This is a genomic window from Candidatus Edwardsbacteria bacterium (genome assembly GCA_018821925.1).
Lineage (GTDB): Bacteria > Edwardsbacteria > AC1 > AC1 > EtOH8 > UBA2226.
This window is the reverse complement of the sequence record JAHJLF010000030.1, coordinates 1-20,976: the sequence shown is the minus strand read 5'-3', so window position 1 is coordinate 20,976 and position 20,976 is coordinate 1. Positions and strand designations below refer to the sequence as shown.

Below are 20,976 nucleotides of genomic sequence, written 5' to 3'. Positions count from 1 at the left end.
ACAAATCTTGGCTTAGAACCCCTTGGCTTTGAGGTTAGATGAGAGCAGTTTGACCAACAGGTCCACCGTGGCTTTAACGTCGACCATATCCACCATCTCCGAGGCCGAGTGGGCATACCTGGTGGGCACCGACAGCACCCCGGTGGGTATGCCGGACCGGGTCTTGTTGATTACCGACCCGTCGGTGGTGCCGCCCTCCAGAATGTCAAACTGGTAGGGGATCCTGCCGGCCTTGGCGGTATCCACCAGCAGTTTTTTCACTGCCGGGTGGGCCAGCATCCCGGCGTCCTTGATCTTAATGGCGGTCCCCTTGCCCAGCACCGACGGCAGCTTGGGCTTCTCCTCGGGGGTGTCGAAGGCCCCGGTGATGTCCACCGCTATCCCCAGGTCCGGGGCTACCCCGAAAGCGGCGGTGGTGGCCCCCCGCAGCCCCACCTCCTCCTGGGTGGTGAAGACGAAATATATCTGGTTGGGGCTTTTCTTGAGCTGTTTCATGACCTCGATCATGATGGCGCAGCCGATCCGGTCATCCATGGATTTGGCTATAGCCCTGTTTCCCAAGAATTCGCAGGCCCGGTGAAACCCGGCCACGTCGCCCACCGACACCTTGGCCGAGGCTTCTTTATGATCCTTGACACCAATGTCGATATACATCCGGTCCAGCCGCCTGGGGTCGGTCGGCTTCTCCGAGCGCTCCTCGTTGATTGTGCCGATGATGCCGTTTTCGAAGACCACCCGCTGGGCGATGATATTGTAGGGATATATCCCGCCGATATTGGAGAAGCGCAGGAAGCCGTTCTTATCTATATGGGTAATGATGAATCCGATCTCGTCCATGTGGGCCGCCACCATCACCCGGGAGCCCTTACCCTTCTTGATTGCGATCAGGTTGCCCAGCACATCGGTGCTGACCTGGTCGGCCAGCCCCCGGATCTCCTTTTTGATCTGCTCCCTGATCTTGCCCTCGCTGCCGGACGGGCCGTAGGTCTCGGTGAGTCTTTTGATGATGTCTTTCATTAAATAATTCCTTGTAAAGGGTTATCTTTTTTTATAAATATTTATTAACCTAGGGCGTAATGGTTAATATTATTGCTTTTTATCCCCTCTGTCAATGGTAAAAGCCATGGCTTCGGAAACAACTTCATACAGCAGACGTTCCGGGCGGATATTGATCGTATTAAAAAAAGCTTGACTTTATAAAAATTATTGTTATATACTGATGTCCTGCTTAAGGGGCGGCAGATAGTTCCATATATCAATCATGGAGAGCTGATGAGCAAGAAAATAATGATCATCGACGACGAGCCGGCAGTTGGCGAGATGATGACCACCCTGCTGGAGTCTGAGGGGTACGAGGCCATGGTGGCCTACGACGGCCAGGACGGGCTGGAACAGATGGGGAAAACCCCTGCCGACCTGTTGTTGCTGGACTACATGCTGCCCGGTATGGACGGCATCGAGGTGCTGTGCGAGGTCCGGCATCGCTGGCCGGAGCTTCCGGTGATCATGATCACCGCCTTCGGCAGTCCCGAACTTAAGGCCCGGGCAAATAAGTTCAAAGTGGTCGATGTGGTTTCCAAGCCGTTCGATACTCAGAAGCTTCTGGAGCAGATAGCCGTGGCGGTATGATCCGCCGCTGATATTCTATTAATACAACGATCTTTAAAGGGAGCCTCCGGGCTCTCTTTTTTTATTTGACCTTCTTCAGTGCCAGCCGCATCAGCTTCAGGCCGTTCTCGATATCCTTTTTGCTGGACAGACACACCGGCGAATGGATGTAGCGCGAGGGGATGGCCAGCACTACCGTGGGGACGCCGCCTTTGCTTAGGTGGATCCGTCCGGCGTCGGTGCCGCCTATTCCCGGCCGTTTGATCTGATGGGGGATGCGGTTGGCCCGGGCGGTGTCGGTCAACAGTTTCACCAGGCCCTGGTCGCAGAACACCGAGCGGTCCATGATGGTGATTACCGGCCCCAGTCCCAGGCCCGGCACCAGGCTTTCGTCACGTTCTTTGGGCTGGGGCATGTCACCAGCCCCGGTGCCTTCTAGGATGAAGGCCATATCCGGCTCATCCCTATAGGCCGCCACCCGGCCGCCCCGCAAACCGACCTCCTCTTGGGTGGTGAAGGCGGCGTAGATGTCAAAGGGGTATTTTCCCTTAAGCAGTTCGATCATCAGATAACAGCCGATCCGGTCGTCAAAGGCCTTGGCCTTGAGGATTTTCCCCCAGTCCTCGAACTTGGTGTCGAACATCACATAATCGCCCGGGGAGACGAACTTCTGGGCATCCTCCAGGCTGCTGGCTCCGATATCGATCGATAGATCACTGTGAGGAGAAACTTTTTTATGTTCTCCTTTACGGGCAATAAGGTGAATAGCCTTGGAGCCGATCACCCCGGGGATCTTGTCCTTTCCCACCAGCACTTTCTTGGCCAGCAGTACCCGGTTGTCTACCCCGCCCACCTTGTCGAACTGCAGAAATCCCGATTTATCGATGGAGGTGACCATCAATCCCACCTCGTCCATGTGGGCAGCCAGCATCACTTTTAAAGCCCGGCCTGTTCGCCGTAGCTTTTGCGAAGGAGAAGCTTTTTTATAAGCTATCAGGTTGCCCAAGGCGTCCACCCGGATCTGGTCGACGTTCTTGGTGATGTGTTTGCGGACGATGTTGCGGATCTCGCCCTCGCAGCCGCTGACCCCGAATGCGTTGGTGATCTCTGCTATCAATTTCAGATCTAACATTTTATATCCCGTCAATAAAATTATTATAACTAATTCGTGGGTTCTAATGTCGAAAGTAAGGGGCGCGGCGCTTTAGAACAGCGTCACGCATAACTTTGTTGTAGGCATTTATTTGGCAAGAAGGTAAATACATGTTGCAAGAGATACAAGAGATAAACCCAAAGAGAGCAAAAGCATTATCTTGTAAGTATCAACCTGTTTCTTTACCTCCTGAGCAGCAGTCTCAATGCCTTGTACCGCCTGTTGCATTTTTTTAGCTAAAACGTGAATAGATTGAGCATTCTGTGTTGCTGCGGATTGGAGTTCTTCGATCTGTTTTGTTAAAACAGGATCGGCTTTAACGGCTTCAGATTTGGATGTAAAGGCAGGTATTGCAGCGGACGCTATTTGAGCAATGTAAGGCCCAAAGGCTTTGATGATTGCTAAAACCGGAACTGCCATTTTAACTCCCTTAGTTGATGAAATGTTGCCTAACGTCACGGCTCAGTGGTGGCGGGGCCGCTCGCAGGATCGCCATCCACTGGAGCCGATTGTTGGCCTTCTTGTTCTGTCTTCTTTTTCTTTTCAAAGTACTGGCTCACGGCCTGTTTTGCCTTTTCTTTGTCCACTGGTTTTAACATGTATTATATGTTTTGATCAATTGCATAGCCAGTGTTGCCCGGAAGGTCTTTTCAGTCGTCCTTCCATTCCAAGTTTATGTCGTCCAGATCCTGGATGAAACGGGCCAACAGTCTAGCCGAGCGCTCCACGTCCACCGCCGCCAGGGTCTCCACGGGGGTATGCATGTAACGCAGGGGCAGGCCCAGCAGGCCGGTGGGAATGCCCTCTTGGGATATCTGAATATCCACCGCATCGGTCCCGGTGATGCCGGCGCAGGGTTCTATCTGAAAGGGGATCTCCTCGCGCTTGGCCACCTTCTTCAATTTGTCGGCGATGGCCGGGTGGATGTTGGGCCCGACGGTGATGGTGGGTCCCTTGCCGATGGCAAAAGTGTCGTTGTCGGGCACTCCCGGCATATCGCCGTGGGTGACGTCTATGGCTATACCTATGTCGGGATGGATGTCAAAAGCGGAGGTCAGCGCCCCCAGGCCGGACACCTCCTCCTGGACGGTGGCCACCGCATAAACATCCCAGCTGTGATGGCATTTGCTGAGTATCTCCAGGGCCTGGACCATGATGGCGATGCAGGCTCGGTTGTCCATAGCCTTTCCGGCCGCCCGGTCGTTCTTGAGATTGGTAAGTGGCATCCTTAGGGTGGCCAGGTCTCCGATGCTGATTTTGGCTTTGGCCGCCGCCTCATCCAATCCCAAGTCGATATACAGATCCTCCATGGGAATCACCTGGCTCGATTCCTCCGGGGTCTGGAAATGCGGGGGCTTGGCTCCGATGATCCCCGGCAGGGCGATCCGGGTGTCCGGCCCGTACCGGCCGACCGGGTGCAGCATCACCTCCTGGCCCAGCAGCACCCGGGCGTCGAATCCTCCCACCTGGGTGAAGCGCAGGAACCCCCCCGGCTCGATGCCGGTTATCAGCAGGCCGATCTCGTCCAGATGGGCGGCCAGCAGGATCTTTTTGCCGTCCCGGGACAGCCCCTTCTTAAAGGCCACCACGCTGCCCATCTTGTCCACCTTGACCTTGGTGGCGAAGGGGGCCAGCTCCTCCCCGGCGGCGAAGGCGGCCCGGGTCTCGTAGCCGGACGGCCCGGGAGCCGCGGTCAGGCGTTCGATCAGCTTCAGGGTAGGATTCTCTCCGGCCTGGTCCGGGATGTTTTTCTCAAGGGATGTTTTTTTGCGGGACATTATATGCTCCTAAAATGTAATGTATTCAATCAATGGGAGGTATTGGCTTTTGGGATCGAAGATATTCGCCGCTGATGAATTTGAAGACCCGCCAGTCGCAGTCTATGGCGCCGGTAGGGCAGATCCGTTGGCAGTGATAGCAGGCGATGCAGTTTGATTCGTCGATGGACGGATAGGGATTCAGGCTGATGATGCCCTGGGGGCAGCTTTCCACACAAAGGCCGCATTTGGTGCAGGCACTTTCCCGGATCTTTTTTGCCGGAAGCAGATGCTGCCTCATCCGCATGCGTATTTTTCGTTCGCTGAAAAAACCGGCCACGGTCCGGGTGATACAATTCCCGGGGATCTTGGGCTTTTTAAATTCGCCCCGGCTAAGATACGCTCCGGCCTTATGAATGACGTCTTTGGCAAAGGCCTTGGCCTGCAACAGGTCATTTTGGTCGGGATGTCCGTAGGCGGTCAAGGGTTTTCTGTCCGCAAACGGAGGATAGGTATCGACCCCCAAACATTGGAAAAACCCCATGGTCTCCAGGCCCCGGGAGGCGGCCAGCCGGTCGATCCGGGAATACACATCGCCGGGGGTGCCGCCGTGGGTGACAAAAAAGAAGAATGGTTTTGGCCGGCCGGTGTTGCCTTGATCGGGCAGATCATTAAAGAAATGATTGACATTAATGGGCTCCCTGAAATAGAAAGCCGGCAACCCTAACCCGACCAGATCGTAATTGGAGAAGATGGCCGGGTCGGCCTCCTCCAGGCGCAGCAGGGCGCAATCTCCGGCCGCTTTGGCCATCTGTTCCTGGATGGCCTCGGCTATCTTTTGGGTGTTCCCGGTCTGTGAAAAATAGACGATGCAGGCCCGCATCGGTCCCTCCCCAAAAAAGAGATGAAAGACCCGACCGTTAAATATTTATTTTATATCATTTTCAGGTTGAATACAATGATAAAAAACATATTTAAAATAAAAAACCCGAAAGCCTTTTGGCTGCCGGGGAGACAACGGGTGTGTTTATAGAGAGGATTATGTCAGATCGATCCAGAAGCGCATCACTTTTTTACCGGTAATGGTTGATAATATGGTGTTCTCCAGCATTCCGCCGTTGTTCTTGATGACCCGGATGCCCCCGAAGTTGTCCCAGTCGCAGGTAAGCAGAGCCTTGGTTATCTTCAGCTCCACCGCCCGTTCCAGGGTCATTTCCAAAAGGATCGAACCGTACCCCCGGCGGCGCAGGGAGGGCGGCACCTCCAGTAGGATGTGGCCCCCCTCCATCTCTATCTCCGGAGTCAGGTAATGCCGCAGTCGGCTGATTCCGCAGATGGTCTCTTGGTCCGACAGCATCCAAAAGGTGTTGCAGGGCACCCGCCCGTCCGACAGGTCCCGCTCCAGATATTCCCGCTGCAGGTCCTTGATGTAACGGTCAAAGGCCATGCCGTGGACGTCGTATAGATTGGTATAGCGTTGCTCCCCGGCCGCCCGGTAATCGGCCGCCAATTTCCGGAAAGCCTCCTCCTGCTCCATGGAGGGCTCGGCCAGCCCGAGGCGGCTCTTATCTTCTTTGGCTTTTTTTGGTACGGGTATCATACCGGGACACTCCGTGGCCTTTTGGGATGAACGCATAAAGCCGCCTGTTGGCAGGCGGCTTTATCTACTATAATCCCCGGGGCCATATTACAGCGGGGGTCATGGTCCGGTCCGTATCCCGGAAACATGCAGGTGTGCATAAAGATACAGCTGGGCATAGACTGTCCTCCTTATGGATTCATTCTACGCCCGGAAAAGGCTTTTGTCAATATGTTTTTGGAAAATATTTTTTAATCAGCTGTTTCTCCAGCTCCACCGCCCAAAAAACCGAGGTTGCTACAGCCAGGCTCAATGCCAGATCCTTGGCCGCTAAAGGCACCAGTTTAAAAATACCGCTCAGGGGGGGGCAATACAATAAAAGTATTTGCAGCCCCAGAACCAACAACACCGAACCCAAAAGGTGTTTATTGGTAAAGAAGCCGGTGGTAAAGGCAGAAAATCGTTCCGAACGTATGGCCAGGGAATGGCACAACTGGTAAACCGACATGCAGGTGAAGGCCATGGTGCGGGCATATCCCTCGCCGTAGCCCAGGCTCAGTCCGTAGCGGAACAGCACCAGTGTGCCGGCGGCCATCAGCAGGCCCACCCAAACGATGTGTTGCCAAAGGCCGTGGGAGAAAAGGCTCTCTTCGGGGCGGCGCGGCGGACGGTCCAGGATATTCTTTTCGGGCGGCTCCAGCCCTAAGGACAGCGCCGGCAGGGAATCGGTCACCAGGTTGATCCACAGTATCTGTATTGGTATCAGTGGCAGAGGCATATTCATCATAATGGCCGCGAACATGGTCAAAATCTCACCGGAGTTGGTGGAGAGCATGTAGCGGACGAATTTGCGGATGTTGTCGTAGATCCGCCGCCCTTCGGCCACCGCCGCCACGATGGTGGCGAAGTTATCGTCCAGTAGCACCACGTCCGAGGCTTCCTTGGAGACGTCGGACCCGGTTATGCCCATGGCGATGCCGATATCGGCTCCCCTTAAAGCCGGGGCATCATTGACGCCGTCGCCGGTCATGGCCACGATCCGCCCCTTGCTCTGCAGGGCCTGGACTATCTTGATCTTGTCCTCCGGCGAGACCCGGGCGAAGAGGGAGATATGCTCTATCTTTTCCGCCAGCTCCTCCACGCTCAGGGCTTTCAGCTCCATTCCGGTCAGATGCAGATCGCCGGGCGAAAATATCCCCAGCTCCCGGGCGATGGCCAGGGCGGTGGCCGGGTGGTCTCCGGTGATCATCACCGGACGGATGCCGGCACTGCGGCACTGCTCCACTGCGGCCCGGACCTCCTCCCGGGGCGGGTCAATCATGGCAGCCAGCCCCAGGAATGTCAGGCCTCTCTCGATCTCATTTATTTCCAGCTTCTCCGGCAGATCGTCGATGATCTTACAGGCCAGGGCCAGCACCCGCTGTCCGCCATCAGCCAGGGACTTGTTGACCTCGTTAGCCTTAGCGGGAAAGTCCAGACATATCCGCTCCAGATTATCCAGGGCGCCCTTGACATAACAGATATACCGTCCATCGTCCATCCGGTGGATGGTGGTCATCATCTTGCGTTCGGAGTCGAAGGGCAGTTCGCCCGCCCGGGGCAGGTCCTTCTCCAAAGAATCGCGCCACAGCCCGGCCTTGGCGGCCAGGGTCAACAAGGCCCCCTCGGTGGGATCGCCGGTTATCCTCCAGGCATCGGAGCCGGCGGCCTTCTCCTGGAACAGGGTGGCGTCGTTGCACAGGCAGGAGGCCTTCAGTAACTGTAGGAATTGATCGTCAGGTGCGATATTCCCGCCGGGGGACAGGATATTTCCCTGGGGCTGGTAGCCGCCCCCTTCGACATCGTAAAGAATACCTCCACAGAAGACCTTTTTGACCGTCATCTGGTTCTGGGTCAGGGTGCCGGTCTTGTCCGAGCAGATCACCGAGACCGAGCCCAGGGTCTCCACCGCCGGCAGTTTTTTTACCAGGGCGTTCTTCTTGACCATCTTCTGCACACCGAAGGACAGGACGATGGTAATCACCGCTGGCAGGCTCTCTGGGATGGCCGCCACTGCCAGGGAGATGGCGGTCAGCAGCATGATGGATATCGGGATGCCGTGCAGCCACCCGGCCAGAAAGATCACGGCGCACAGGATCACCGTGGCCAGGGCCAGGATCCGGGCCAGCCCGGCCAGCCTTTTCTGCAGCGGGGTCTGGCCCTGCCGGAGGGATTGGATGGACTTTGCTATCTTGCCCAGCTCGGTGCTCATTCCGGTGGCGGCCACCACTGCCCTTCCCCGGCCGTAGACGCAGATGGTGCCCAAAAAGGCCATGTTGTTCCGGTCGGCCAGGGGAACCTCGTTTTCAATGGGGTGAGAAGTTTTTTCCACCGGCAGGGACTCCCCGGTCAGAGAGGATTCCTCTATCTTAAGCGAGGCGGCCTCCAGTATCCGGGCGTCGGCCGGGATGCGGGAGCCGGCCTCGATCAAGATGATATCTCCCGGCACCAGATCCTCCGAGGGGATCTCCAGCACCTTGCCGCTGCGGACCACCTTGGCCAGCGGCTGGGAAAGTTTTTTCAGGGCGGCCATGGCCTGGTCGGCCCGGTATTCCTGCAGGAAGCCGATGACGGCGTTGATCAGGGCGATGGCCAAAATGACGAAGGAATCGGTCAGGTCGTGGGTCAGCCCGGAGATCACCGCCGCGATCAGCAGGATCACCACCATGATATTCTTGAACTGGTCGAAGAATATCTTCAGCGGCCCGACCCGCTTGCCCTCGGCCAGTTTGTTGGGGCCGTATTGGGCCAGGCGCTCAATAACCTGATTGTCCGAAAGGCCGGAGTAATGGTCGGAACCCAGCTCGGTCAGTGATTGTTCTATGGTTTGGTTATAGAGTGGCATAATTTAATTTTAAAAATAAAAGATTAAAAAATCTGAACTCACCCCTGCCCTTCTCTGGGACTTGTGCTGAGTCTATCGAAGCAAAGAGAAGGGGGCACTGCCCATGTTTGTCCGACAGGCGGGGATGAGTTGGGTGAAAAATATTGTCTTAAATATTCTCCGCAATAGCTTGCTTGGTCTGACTGGTGATCTGGTCGTAGTCCATCTGTCCCGGGTAAATGGCTGGGAGGAATTTTAGCGACACCTTGTCGGCCTTGGGTAGCTTGCGGCCAATGGGGAACGAGGCATAGGCCCCGGAGATGGTCACCGGCACCACCGGCACCTGCAGTTCTTTGCTCAATATGGCGAAGGTCTTCTTAAACTCCAACAGATTGCCGTCCCGGCTACGGGCCCCCTCGGGGAAGATGGCCAGGTTTTTGCCCTGCCGGATGGCCGCCGCCGCCTGCTGCAAGGTGCTCTTTAAGTCCCGGTTGATGTCCATCACCAGCAGGTTGCTGTGGTTGGCGTAGAAACGGTTGATGGGTGTTTTAATATGTTTTCCGGCGGTCAGGAAAAAAGTATTTTTGAGTATTTTATTGGGCAGCAGGATGGCCAGGAATATCCCGTCAAGAAAGCTCTGATGGTTGGGGGCCAGGATGAACGGGCCAGGCGGCAGATTCTGCTGTCCCTGTCCCCGCAGGTGGAAGTATAGACGGAACAGGGGCGCGGTGGTCAATTTCATCAGGCATTGCATGAACCGGCTTTGAGGCAGCGGAAAGTCGGTCTTCTCCTGCAGGGTGCTGTGCCAGTCCGACGGCTCTGTGCTGACAGTCTTTTTCTGTTCGGCGATCAGCTGGCTCAGGGCCTCCACCGTATGGTGGGCCACCGATTCCTGGTCCTCCAGTTTAATCCCGTAGTTTTTTTCCAGGAACAGGTCCAGCTCTATCTTTCCCAGGGAATCCAGCCCCAGGTCATACTCCAGATGCTGGTCGGGATAGACCAACTGATCCAGGGCCTTTTCCAGGTAGGTTTTAAGCGCCCGGTATTCTTCGGTGTCGGGATCGGGCCTCAAGCGGTGGGTCTCGGCGGTTTTGGCGTCCATCTGCGGCAGAAGGAATCTTTTCAGTTTGCCCAGCCGGGTCTTGGGCAGTTCGTCATTGACCAGAGTGAAGTGGTGGATCTTCTTGTGGCTGGGCACCGTCAGGTTGAACTTGTCCAGCACCAGCCACTTGATGGTCTCCCGCAGGTTGACCACCTGCTGTTTCTTGACCGCCAGGAAATCGGGGTGGATAACCGCCCCCAGCTTCTCATCCCGGGGGTAGACCCCTATCTCCTTGATCAGCGGGGAGAGAGACAGGATGCGGTTCTCGATCTCCTCGGGATTGATGTTCTTGCCGCTGGACAGGACGATGATCTCCTTCTTGCGCCCGGTGATGAATAGGCGGTTCTTGTTGTCCAGATAGCCCTGGTCGCCGGTGTGCAGCCAGCCGTCCCTTAAAATGGCGGCGGTGTCCTCCGGCTTGTTGTAATAGCCCTTCATTATATTGCGGCCCCGGGCCAGCACCTCGCCGTCAAGTATCCTGACCTCGGTCTGGCTGGTGGGGGTGCCGGGGGAGCCGATCCTTACCTGGCCGGGCTTGGTGAAGGTTATCATCGGGGCGGCCTCGGTCATGCCGAAGCCCTCCAGCACCTCGAAGCCCATGGCGTAAAGGTCGCCGCCCACCCTTTCGTCCAGCTTGGCCCCGCCGGAGATGAAGTATTTGATATGCCCCCCGAAGGCCTCCTGGGCCTTTTTAAAGATCAATCGACCAAAAGCCGGCTGCTTTAACCCACGGGTAAGCTTCAGCAGCATTCTGGCGGCCGGGCTGGCATTGACCTCGTCGATCATCCCCTTGTGGAACAGCCGGTACAGCCGGGGAACCCCGATGATGATGGTGATCCGGTATTGCTTCAGGGCGTTCAGTATCTCCTCGGAGGAGATCTTCTCCAGGATCACCAGGGTGGCGCCGCAATACAGGGTGGCCATGATGGTCCCCATCAGCGGGAAGATGTGGTGGAACGGGAGGATGGCCAGCAGCCGGTCATCGGCGGTGTATATTTTGGTGTTGTCCACCACGTCCTCGATATTGGCCATAATATTGTCGTGGGTCAGCATCACCCCCTTGGGACTGCCGGTGGTGCCGGATGTGTAGATGATGGTGGCGGTCTCATGCTTGTCCGGCTCGTCCGCTATCTTGTCCGGCGCATTTTCCGGCAGAGAAAACTCCTCGAAGGTCAGGATCTCCGGGCGGTAGGCCCCTTCCAGCAAATTGACTGCTTCGGCCAAAACCTCTTTGGTCTTGTGCGAACAGAAGACAGCCGTTGGTCGGCAATCATTTAATATGTAGGCCACCTCATCGGCCGGGGCCAGGTAATCGATGGGCACCGAGATGCCGGCGTTCTTCCATATAGAAAAATATGCATGGATCCACTCTGGGCGGTTCTCGGCAAAGACAGCTGCCCGGTCTCCTTTCTTTAATTGATAGCAGGAGGCGAAGCGGTTCACCAGGGAGATGGTCTCGGCGTAGGATATCTCCCGGCCCCGGTAGATCAGGGCGGCCTTTTTAAAATCTTTGATCAGCAAAATCGATCCTCTTAGTAAATTATCGGTAAAGTTTTACTGGGGAAAAAACAGGTTCAGCGGATAATGGTGATCTTTATTATTCCGGCCTGGCCTCCGCCGTTTACCCGGCAGAAATAAACCCCGTTACCCAACAATCGGCCAGAATAATCACGACCGTACCAGGAGAATTGGTTGTTTCCCGGGGCGGCATTGATGGTCGGTGATTGATATACCAGCCGGCCAGTTATGTCATAGACCGACAGCTTAGCGCTGCCCGGTCTGGGCATGGTAAAACTTATGACAGCTTCTGACCGCATCGGATTCGGCCGGCAGGAAAGCGCCAGCCCCGGCCCGACCCTTGGCTGCGGGTTTTCCCCGGTTGCGCCGCTGGCTGAATAATGTATGGCCGCCCAGGTATCGATAATTCCCCAGCCGTAGGTATTGCTATCAGGACTGGTGCTTCGGCTGGCGGTCATCATCAAGGCCTCCCGCACCTGCATCGGCGTCCAGTCGGGGTGGGCCTCCAGGATCAGGGCGCAGGCCCCGGCCACCAAGGGGGTGGAGCAGGAGGTGCCGGATCCCCGGCCGTAGCTGGTGGTGGTGGTCCAGGAGGCCAGATAGACCTGGGTTCCCTGGGCGCAGACCTCCGGCTTCGGCCTTCCGTCGTAGGTCGGGCCGCGGGAGCTGTAGCTGGCGATGATCCCGAAGGAATCGGTGGCGCCCACCGAGATGATGGAATCGGCGTCGGCCGGGGCGGCCAGGGTTCCCAGCGACGGGCCGGAGTTGGCCATGGCGTTGCAGACGATGATGCCCAGCGATGCGGCATGGCGGGCGGCCAGGGATGAAATGGCGGTGTTGCCGTCCAGGTCTTCGTAGGAATACGAATATTGGGGCAAGTCGAAATCGCGGTAGGCCAGCGAACTGGAGACCACCTCCGCGCCGACCGAGTCGGCCCGTTGCAGGGCGGCCACCCAGTGGTCCTCCTCCACCGGCATCTCCTGGCTCATGTCCTCGGTGTGATAGATGGCCCACAGGGATTTATAGGCCGGGCCGATCAGCTGTCCTGGCACGTAGCCGCCGGCCGCCGACCAGATGGCTGTACCGTGCGCGTCCCAATCGACAGTATCGGCGCTGCTGCAGAAGTCCCATTCGTCCACCAGCCGCCCGGAACTACGGATCGAATCGAAAGCCTGATGGCCCTTGCGGAAGCCGTTGTCGAGCATGGCCACCAGCACCCCGGCCCCGGAATAGCCGGAGTCGTGGCAGATCACGGCGTTGATCAGGCTGTCCTGGGTAAATGACGGGCCATAGTTCAGCAGATGGGCCTTGGGGCTTTCGGTATCCGGCATCTTAGGGCTGATGGTTTCTAATTCCGGCATGATCCTTTTTCTGCGGGCCGGAAGCAGATCGATGGTTTTTACAAAGCTTAGGTTTTGGCAGGTCTTAACCTGCGATCCGGTCATCTCGAAGCTGGCGGCGTTGAACCAGGTTAATGACTGTCGGTGTTTTGCGCCCAGGGACTCGATCCGATGGACGTAATCGGTATTTACCGGAAGGTCCTCAAAAGTCATCTCCTGGCGGCCCATCTTGGCCCTGCGCTTGAGAGCCCGCGGAGACAACTGCAGGCCGCGCCGATCCAAAGCGCTTCTTAATTCGTCCTTGGTGGAAAATCCCTTGTCGTAAAAGAATACCAACACCACTATCGTCGTATCGGCCTTGGTTTTTTCTAATGCTGACGCCAGGCGGCCGGTTATCGGCGGCTGGGCGGTGACGGATGAAAGAAAAAGCCAAAACGTCGCGCCAGCCCAAAAAACAATTTTAAAAAAAGCATTCATCTTTTTAATCCCATGAAGTTCAAATTTTTTAACTATTGTTTATATCCGATCTTGCGCAGAAGCTCTTTTCGCCACTTAACGCCTTCCTCATCCTCCACGCCCTTGGGGGCGAAGCCGTCTATCACCCCCAGTATGCCCCGCCCCTGTTCGCTTTCAGCCACTATCACCTGACAGGGATTGGCGGTGGCGCAGAAAATGCGGCATACTTCTGGGCAGTTCTTTACAGCGTTGAGGACGTTGATGGGATAGGCGTCCCTTAAAAATATTATGAAGCTGTGCCCGGCCCCGATGTTCCCGGCGTTCTCAACTGCCAACGCGATCATCTCTTTATCCGTTCCCTCGGCTCTGATCAGACAGACACCCGAGGCCTCGCAGAAGGCCAGCCCGAATTTTATCCCGGGGACAGAGGAGACCAATATCTCGTAGAGATCCTCTACTGTTTTGATAAAATGGGACTGCCCCAGGATGAAGTTGATGTCCTCTGGTTTCTGTATGGAAACCGTCTTAATGTCCATAACACACTCCTAATTCAAATTACCAAATCATGGGAACCATTATTCATTTTTCTGGTCAGTGCCCTGCTCAACTTTTTTAACTATCAGAAACAGCACCACGGCCAGCACACCAACCATAACCACCAGCGAGAATATCAGGATGTTTTTGGGACTGAGCCACACCCGGTAACGGCCCGGCCCCTTTTTGTCTGCCGTCAGCTGCGCCCCCAGACGCCACTGAGCGCCTTCAACCCGGGGAATGTCGGCCAGCATGGCCGCCACGTCATACCGCGGCGGTTTGACATCCTCCCCGCCATAATACACCGTCAGCGTTTCAGCCTGATTATGGAAAAAATATATCTGGTGGATTCCGCCCATTGCCGTGACTTCGGTCACCTCGATGGGAGGATTGTCCTCATTAGCGATCCTCAGACGGTATCGCGGATACCGTTGCCATCCTCCCAGCAGGATGCTCAGGTTCTCCCGGTGAAAGGCTCCCATCGTCAGCCGTTGCACGATGCCTGTAGCCAAGGTAGTCCAATCTGCGGTTTTGGATGTATCGTTTGTTCCCTCCACCAAAACCTGCCTCCTGAATATCCGGCTGGCGGTTGCCAGGCGGATCTCATTAACGGGCTGCCGGTCGGACCGGCAATAGATCAGCGTCGCCTTTTTCACGGTGTCGGAAGCCGAGAACGTCACCGGAAGGGGATAGGCAACCTGCAGTGGATTGGCGGCCCGGACCTCGGATTTGACTCCGAAGAACGCGGCCCGCTCAATGCGGAACGGTTCGGTGTTCTGTATAAAAGATTCGTAACGCACCCCCGGCCGAGTCCCGGCCTCGGTAACGATCTGGCTAAAGGGCGATCGTTTGACCTCGATCGCGTTTCCAATCACCACCTTGTAATAAGAGAAGGCCGGACCTTTAAGGGTAACACTGGTGTTGCGGACGTCGATGTGCCGCGAATAGTCGAATATCGGCTGGCTGACGGCCAGGGCCTGCCAGGCCGCCCTGTCGTCGCTGCCGTATACCGAGATGCTTTTTTCGAAATTGACAGCCGGCGTCCTGATCTCCAGCTCGTCCGGGATCGAATCGGTCTCTTTCCGGTTCAGGATGATGGTGATGCTGTTATCCGGTTGTTCCTTGAACTCAATGGTTCCCAGACCGATCGGATAACGGACCGTCACCGTATCGGTGCGGGTGGCCAACCGGATGAGATAGGGCACCTCGCGGTAGTCGTGCCCAGCCAAGCGGATGTCCGTAAGGTCAACTTTGGTGCCGCGGTAGATGTCGCCGTCGAGCCTAAAGACGCCGACATCCGATTGCAGGCTGTCCAGGACGGCAAGCTCCTTGCGGTATCTGAAGTCATTTGGATTTACAGAGCCCTGACATACTGCGCAGGCGCAGAGCAGGAGTGTTGCTGTTAATATTTTCATTGTTTGGCCTCTTTGGCGGTGAAATTCTTGCTGGCCTTGATGTAGGCGAAGGCCCCGGCGATGAGGAGCAGTCCCACCAGCATGAAGGCTAAAACGCGGTAGATGGTCTCCATGCCGGCCAGGTCCGAAAAGAACACCTTCCCCACCACCACCACGAAAAGGATCAACCCGGCATAGCGCCACCCCTTTCCGGCGTTCCGGATGCCGATGGCGATGAAGCTGATGGCGAAAAGCGCCCACAGCACCGATATCGAGCCGGTGCGGAAGTCCGGCACTTGCCAGTGGAAAAAGACGTCGGTCTCGAAACTGGCGTACAGGAACAGCAGGGCCGTGCCGGCCACCTTGAATATGGAATAAAGGTTTGCTGGTCCCTCGCTCCCGCGGACGGAACGGGCAAACAGATAGACCATGACCAGCACCGCCCCCCAGTCGAGCGCCCTGACCAGCATGCCGGTCAGTTGGCCGCCGGATGCCATCGCAATCGACCCATAGTGCCATCCGGGGACATCGATAAACAAAAGTTTAACGACCGTTACTATTAGAATGCAAATGGCAACGGTCCGGTAAACCGATTTATGTTCCGCCAGAAAATATCGTAAAAGATATAGGCCCAGCAGCGCCCACAGGCAGGTGAGGACCGGCGTCCGGAAAGGCGGCAGATAACTGAACATCTGCGCCAGCTCCAGAGAGGCAACAGTGAAAATGGCCGCCACCCCGATCCAGAAGGCCGCATGGCCCATGGCGCCGTCCTGTCCCACCGGCTTGATATCGATTCCGGGACCGGCAGGATATGTTCCCTCTGGCTTGCGTCGGTACAGTATGGCTGAAGCGAAGAATGAAACGATAGTGATGCCGAATGTCCAGAACCTACCAAAAAAGCTTTTCCAATAGATAGCCGACGGCCGGGTTATCCAATCGAGATGTGAGAAAATTCGGGGGATATCAAGAAAATATAGCCGTCCGATTACCAGCAGATACAGGATCGAAGACATAGCCTTAAGGACGTTGCTCTGCAGTTTCTGGCCGGCCCATAAAAAGAAAAACGCCAGCAGCGACCAGCAGATGGTCATCGACTCCCGTTCGGTTATGATCGGTATGGCCAGGGCCGTGAAAAAACCCGCCAGTCCCAGCAGGGCTATCAACAGCGGCCGGTCATTGATCCGGTTCCTCAGAAAGACGGCGATGTGGGCCGCATAGAACGCAGCCAGGGCCACACACATAACGGCCGGCCAGGGCCGGCCCAGGGCCTCCAGGATCAAGTGGTATGAAATGGAGGCGAACAGCAGCCCGTTCAGCAGCAGGTGAATGACTTCCAGTGCTGTCGACGGCCTTCTGCGGACCAGATTATAGAAATATACGATGACTGACTGCAGCACGAACAGCAGGGAGAGGAACACAATGGCTAAGGTAAAATGATCCTCTGGCCGGTAGTTGCCTAGGCTGCCCAAAAATATTCCCCAGCTGAACAGAAAGGCCAGATAGTTGAGCGGTCGCCACTGCTGGCGGTGAGCTATCCCCAGCACCCCCAGGCCCAGCAGCAGCAGATACAGGTACAGCACCGGCAGGTTGGGCTGGTTTGTCCGCAGCATCACCGGTGTGACGTAACCGCCGACGATGCCCAAAATGGCCACCAGTTGCGACCGGGTCATGACTGCCAGGCCGCCTGCCGTCAACGTCACCAGGCACATCAACCCGAAGGCCGCCGGGGTCGGCACCAGCGCGTACATCGGTCCGGCCGCATACATGGCAAAATAGAGGCAGGCTATCCCGCCGCCTAGAAAACCCTGGCCCAGCAAATGGTACTTTTTGCCGACATTACGGACTCCGGCCACCAACATCACCAGCCCGGCCAGGACCGACAGGGCTACCCTCCCGGCCGGGCCCAGCAGGCCCTTGTCGATGGACCAGCGGAGGAAATACCCCACGCAGACCACCAGGGCCACGATCCCCACCCTCAGCAACCAGGTGCTGGCCACGGCGAATTCCATCGAAACATTGGGATTGCGGTACTCCTCTCCCACTATCAGCCAGTTCCAGATTTTGGCCAAGGCGCCCTCGACGTTCTCTATGGCGTGCGATTTTGGCGCGGCTGGCGAAGAAGGGAGTGGCGAAACCGCAGCCCCGGTTTTTATTATTGCAGCCGAAACTCCGGCAGGTGGGATTTCTTTTTCCGAGAAGGCTGGAGCCGACGAGGGCGCGTTGGTTTCAACAGTAGCATCCGTTGGCGCTAATGATTCCAGTGGAACTGTGGCGGGTTGATCTGTGACGCCCTGTGAACGGAGTGTCTTTTTTAGGTCTTCTATGGCGGAGCTGATTCTGGCGAGATCTGACCGCATATCGAATAGGTGCTGCCTGATGCTCTTGTGGGTCTTGAAATTAACGATTATCGCTACTACCGGAAGGGCGATTATTGCCAAAGCTAACAATACGATCAATCCCTCCATATACTCTCCTTTGGATAAAAATATGGCACGGTTCTTTGCCGTGCCAAAAATTTTATAACTTGATATTGAGCTTCTGCAGTATTCTCTCAAAATCATTGGCCGAATAATATTCCACCTCGATCTTACCCTTGTTCTTCCCCTGGGATACTATCCGGACCTTGGTGCCCAGGGCCCGCTGGATCTCGTTCTGGATATTTGTCAAGTGCTGGTCCAATTGTCTGGGCGTTTTTGCCGAAGCTGGGGCGGAAGTCTTTGCCGGCTCCCCCTTGGCTAGGGCTTCGGCCTCCCTTACCGACAGGCCCTTTGATAATATGGAATGAGCCAGCGATAGCTGTTTCCTCTTGTCGCTTACAGTCAACAGGGCCCGGGCGTGCCCGGCGGTCAGCTTATCATCCTCCAGCATTTTTTGTATCTCTTCCGGCAGGGCCAGCAACCGCAGGCTGTTGGCCACGGTTGAGCGCTCCTTACCCACCTTTTTGGCCAATGCCTCCTGGGTCAGGCTGAATTCCCTGACCAGCCGTTCGTAGCCCCGCGATTCCTCGATGGGGTTGAGGTTCTCCCGCTGGATGTTCTCAATCAAAGCGATCTCCAGGGCCTCCTGGTCGGTGGCCTGGCGGATGATGGCCGGGATCTTTTCCTGGCCCAGCTTCTGGCAGGCCCGCAAGCGTCGCTCCCCGGCTACCAATTCATATCCGGACCCGCTGCGACGGACGATCACCGGCTCGATAACCCCCTTCTCTTTGATGGAATCCATCAGTTCGGCCAGCTCGGCTTCCCGGAAAGATCGGCGGGGTTGAAAGCGGTTGGGCTTTATCTCGGACAGCTTCAGGAAGCGCTCAATGCCCTCAGGGTGCGGGGTGATCGTTACAGCGGCGGTCTTTTTGGCCGGGATCAGGGCCGACAGGCCCTTTCCCAGGCCTCTTTTCTGTGCGGTCATGGGGTCTCCAATATTCTAATGTGTCGTAATTATTTCCACTTCAAGATAAGCTCGGTGAGGGGATCGCCGTTGGCCAGGGACTTGGTGGTCTCCACCGCCACCTCTTTGCAACCGTGGATCTCCAATGAGCGCTGGATCCAGCCGCCGATGCGCGATTCTATCAGGCGGTGGGCCTCGGGGAATTCGGTCATGTGGAGGACTGCCTGGCTGTAGGTGGACGATTTGAGCTCCATTTTGCTGGGCTGGTAGAGAGGTGGTCATCAGCAGGCTGGCCCGCTTGATGAAGAAACTGACAGAGGTCATCTTAACGAAGGCCTTGTAAACCCCCTTTAAGGCATAGTCAGCACTGAACCGCCCGACCTCCCACGCTCCTTTGGGATCGTTGTTATAAAAAAGCTCGCACAGGGCGGCGGTCGGCTCCAAGTAGCTTTCCTTTAAGGGATACCACTGGTTTACCTTGATGGTATTGGAATCCTTGTACAGCGCTACCGCCTCGGAGTTCAGCGATTCCAGCCACTTATTCAGCCCCTCCTGACCGAATTTGCTTTCGATGAATATCGGCAGCACCGCCAGGGCGGTTCCCTTTACGTTCACTGGTGCTCCTTTATCGGTACTCTTTGGATACTATGATGATCCGGCCGGGATAGGTGATCTCCCCCAGCGGGGTGCTGACCCGTGGCTGGGCATCTATGGCCAGCCGGCTGATGTCGCTTTGGGCCCCGCCCAACGCCAGAGCCAGGTTCATCAGGTCGTTATAGCCCTTCTCTCCGAAGAATTCCACCAGGTCCAGGCTTATTTGCAGCGGAATGACGGCCGACTGGCCGGTGCCGGGGATTTCTATCGGCTCCAGGATATTGCCGGAGACGGTGGGCTTGTCGTCTATCAACAGCCGCCACTCAAAGCTGGTCAGGGTGGAGCTGGTCTGGGGCGAGCCGCCGGTGCCGTCGTTGGGATTAAGCGCCTCGATGTTGAGGGTGAACCCGGCCGGAAGTTTTTTGCGGTTATAGCTGGCCAGCAGATTTATTCCGTCCATCAGGCCAAAGTCGGTTATCTGCTGTTTTCCGGAGAGGCTGATGTTTGCCACGGTAAAACCGGCCACCCCGGCCACTTTGAACTTTAAGCGCTGCAGGTTGGACAGCGCTCCGGCCATCTCGGTCAATGTGGCGCAGCCCGGGATGACGACGACCAGGGCGGTAAGGGCGGCCACTACCCGCAGGATGGAAAAGGGTCTTTTATTCATCGGGGCTTCCTCTGTAAAATGATTATTTCGCGCCTCTCCGGGCCGCCACCTCTTTAGCCAGGGCCAGGTAGCTCTGGGCGCCGCTGGAATTGACGTCATATAATATGATCGGCTTGCCGTGGGACGGGGCCTCGGCTATCCGGACGCTGCGGGCGATGAAGTTCTCATAAACCTTTTCAGGGAAATGCTTTTTTATCTCCCCGGCCACCTGCTGGGCCAGGTTAAGGCGGGAGTCGTACATGGTCAGCAGGATGCCCTCAATGTCCAGCTCCGGATTGAGGCCGTTCTTCACCAGGTCTATGGTGTTAAGCAGCTGGCCCAGGCCTTCCAGGGCATAGTATTCGGCCTGGATGGGTATCAGCACCGAGTCGGCCGCGGTCAAAGCGTTGACGGTCAGCAGCCCCAGCGACGGCGGGCAGTCTATCAGGATATATTTATACCTGTCGCGCAGGCTCTCCAGATGGGGCTTCAAGAGATTCTCCCGGCCCTCTATTCCCACCATCTCCACCTCGGCCCCGGCCAGGTCTATCTGGGAGGGCGCCAGATGCAGTTTGTCCAACTGGGTCTGGATTATTATGTCGTTGATAGGCACTTCGTTCAACAACACATCGTAGATGCCGGTCTCCACCGAACTTTTGTCTATGCCCAGTCCGCTGGTGGCGTTGGCCTGGGGGTCGATGTCCACCAATAAAGTGGGCTTCTCCAGCACGGCCAGCGAAGCCGCCAGGTTGATGGACGAGGTGGTCTTTCCCACGCCGCCTTTCTGATTAACCAAAGCGATGATGCGCGACATTGAAACGCTCCTAAAATAGCCTGATTGGGGGTGCCGATAAGTTGGTTGGCAAACTGATATGATAATATAGCCTGCCGGCCTTTGTCAAGGAAAACCGAAAAGCCGCAAGGTTTGATAAAATCGTTAAACTTCAAATAAAGTATTGACTTATGATCACAGTTATTATAGCATATATACAATAATAAGCCCAAAGTAAATAAAAGGAAAGGAATAACAATGAAAAAGACAAAGCTGATT

18 protein-coding genes are annotated in these 20,976 nt (G+C 56.2%); 1 reads left to right on the top strand and 17 read right to left on the bottom strand.

All coding sequences use genetic code 11. The features are described 5' to 3' along the window. Positions 1-12: 12 nt before the first annotated feature. The gene (locus tag KJ869_02860; GenBank protein MBU1576130.1) at positions 13-1,017 is read right to left on the bottom strand and encodes a M42 family metallopeptidase; all 1,005 of its coding nucleotides are present in this window, start codon (positions 1,015-1,017) and stop codon (positions 13-15) included. 255 nt (positions 1,018-1,272) lie between these two features. Here KJ869_02860 and KJ869_02855 point away from each other — a divergent pair, with 255 nt between their 5' ends. Continuing rightward, a complete protein-coding gene (locus tag KJ869_02855) occupies positions 1,273-1,629 on the top strand; it encodes a response regulator (GenBank protein ID MBU1576129.1) in 357 nt (118 codons plus the stop codon). 61 nt (positions 1,630-1,690) lie between these two features. Here KJ869_02855 and KJ869_02850 read toward each other — a convergent pair whose 3' ends face one another. The 16 genes from KJ869_02850 to KJ869_02775 form a co-directional block, all read right to left on the bottom strand. Beyond that, the gene (locus KJ869_02850) at positions 1,691-2,740 is read right to left on the bottom strand and encodes a M42 family metallopeptidase (protein MBU1576128.1); all 1,050 of its coding nucleotides are present in this window, start codon (positions 2,738-2,740) and stop codon (positions 1,691-1,693) included. A 108-nt stretch (positions 2,741-2,848) separates the two neighbouring features. Beyond that, complete coding sequence (locus tag KJ869_02845) at positions 2,849-3,181, bottom strand: hypothetical protein (protein ID MBU1576127.1); 333 nt, start codon at positions 3,179-3,181, stop codon at positions 2,849-2,851. A gap of 35 nt (positions 3,182-3,216) precedes the next feature. Then, complete coding sequence (locus KJ869_02840) at positions 3,217-3,360, bottom strand: hypothetical protein (protein ID MBU1576126.1); 144 nt, start codon at positions 3,358-3,360, stop codon at positions 3,217-3,219. 51 nt (positions 3,361-3,411) lie between these two features. After that, positions 3,412-4,539: a M42 family metallopeptidase gene (locus KJ869_02835; protein ID MBU1576125.1), complete on the bottom strand. Its 1,128-nt coding sequence runs from the start codon at positions 4,537-4,539 to the stop codon at positions 3,412-3,414. A gap of 25 nt (positions 4,540-4,564) precedes the next feature. Next, positions 4,565-5,401 carry an EFR1 family ferrodoxin gene (locus tag KJ869_02830; GenBank protein ID MBU1576124.1) on the bottom strand — a complete coding sequence of 279 codons (837 nt, stop codon included), beginning with the start codon at positions 5,399-5,401 and terminating at the stop codon, positions 4,565-4,567. 156 nt (positions 5,402-5,557) lie between these two features. Next, a complete protein-coding gene (locus tag KJ869_02825) occupies positions 5,558-6,118 on the bottom strand; it encodes a GNAT family N-acetyltransferase (protein ID MBU1576123.1) in 561 nt (186 codons plus the stop codon). Positions 6,119-6,323: 205 nt separating this feature from the next. After that, positions 6,324-8,981, bottom strand: a complete 2,658-nt coding sequence (locus KJ869_02820; GenBank protein MBU1576122.1) for a cation-translocating P-type ATPase — start codon at positions 8,979-8,981, stop codon at positions 6,324-6,326. 148 nt (positions 8,982-9,129) lie between these two features. After that, positions 9,130-11,583 carry an AMP-binding protein gene (locus KJ869_02815; protein ID MBU1576121.1) on the bottom strand — a complete coding sequence of 818 codons (2,454 nt, stop codon included), beginning with the start codon at positions 11,581-11,583 and terminating at the stop codon, positions 9,130-9,132. Between the two features lie 53 nt (positions 11,584-11,636). After that, positions 11,637-13,397, bottom strand: a complete 1,761-nt coding sequence (locus KJ869_02810; GenBank protein ID MBU1576120.1) for a S8 family serine peptidase — start codon at positions 13,395-13,397, stop codon at positions 11,637-11,639. 32 nt (positions 13,398-13,429) lie between these two features. Then, positions 13,430-13,912, bottom strand: coding sequence for an adenosine-specific kinase (locus KJ869_02805; protein ID MBU1576119.1), 483 nt, complete (start codon positions 13,910-13,912; stop codon positions 13,430-13,432). Positions 13,913-13,951: 39 nt separating this feature from the next. Beyond that, on the bottom strand, positions 13,952-15,325 hold the full coding sequence (locus KJ869_02800) for a DUF3999 family protein (protein ID MBU1576118.1): 1,374 nt from the start codon (positions 15,323-15,325) through the stop codon (positions 13,952-13,954). Beyond that, complete coding sequence (locus tag KJ869_02795) at positions 15,322-17,769, bottom strand: DUF2339 domain-containing protein (protein MBU1576117.1); 2,448 nt, start codon at positions 17,767-17,769, stop codon at positions 15,322-15,324. Before KJ869_02795 ends, KJ869_02800 begins: the two co-directional genes overlap by 4 nt. A 52-nt stretch (positions 17,770-17,821) precedes the next feature. Beyond that, complete coding sequence (locus KJ869_02790) at positions 17,822-18,706, bottom strand: ParB/RepB/Spo0J family partition protein (protein ID MBU1576116.1); 885 nt, start codon at positions 18,704-18,706, stop codon at positions 17,822-17,824. Between the two features lie 29 nt (positions 18,707-18,735). Beyond that, positions 18,736-18,939 (bottom strand): hypothetical protein, encoded by a 204-nt coding sequence (locus tag KJ869_02785; protein ID MBU1576115.1) that lies wholly within the window; start codon positions 18,937-18,939, stop codon positions 18,736-18,738. A gap of 371 nt (positions 18,940-19,310) precedes the next feature. Continuing rightward, complete coding sequence (locus tag KJ869_02780) at positions 19,311-19,946, bottom strand: hypothetical protein (GenBank protein MBU1576114.1); 636 nt, start codon at positions 19,944-19,946, stop codon at positions 19,311-19,313. 22 nt (positions 19,947-19,968) lie between these two features. Continuing rightward, complete coding sequence (locus KJ869_02775) at positions 19,969-20,739, bottom strand: AAA family ATPase (protein ID MBU1576113.1); 771 nt, start codon at positions 20,737-20,739, stop codon at positions 19,969-19,971. Positions 20,740-20,976: the final 237 nt, after the last annotated feature.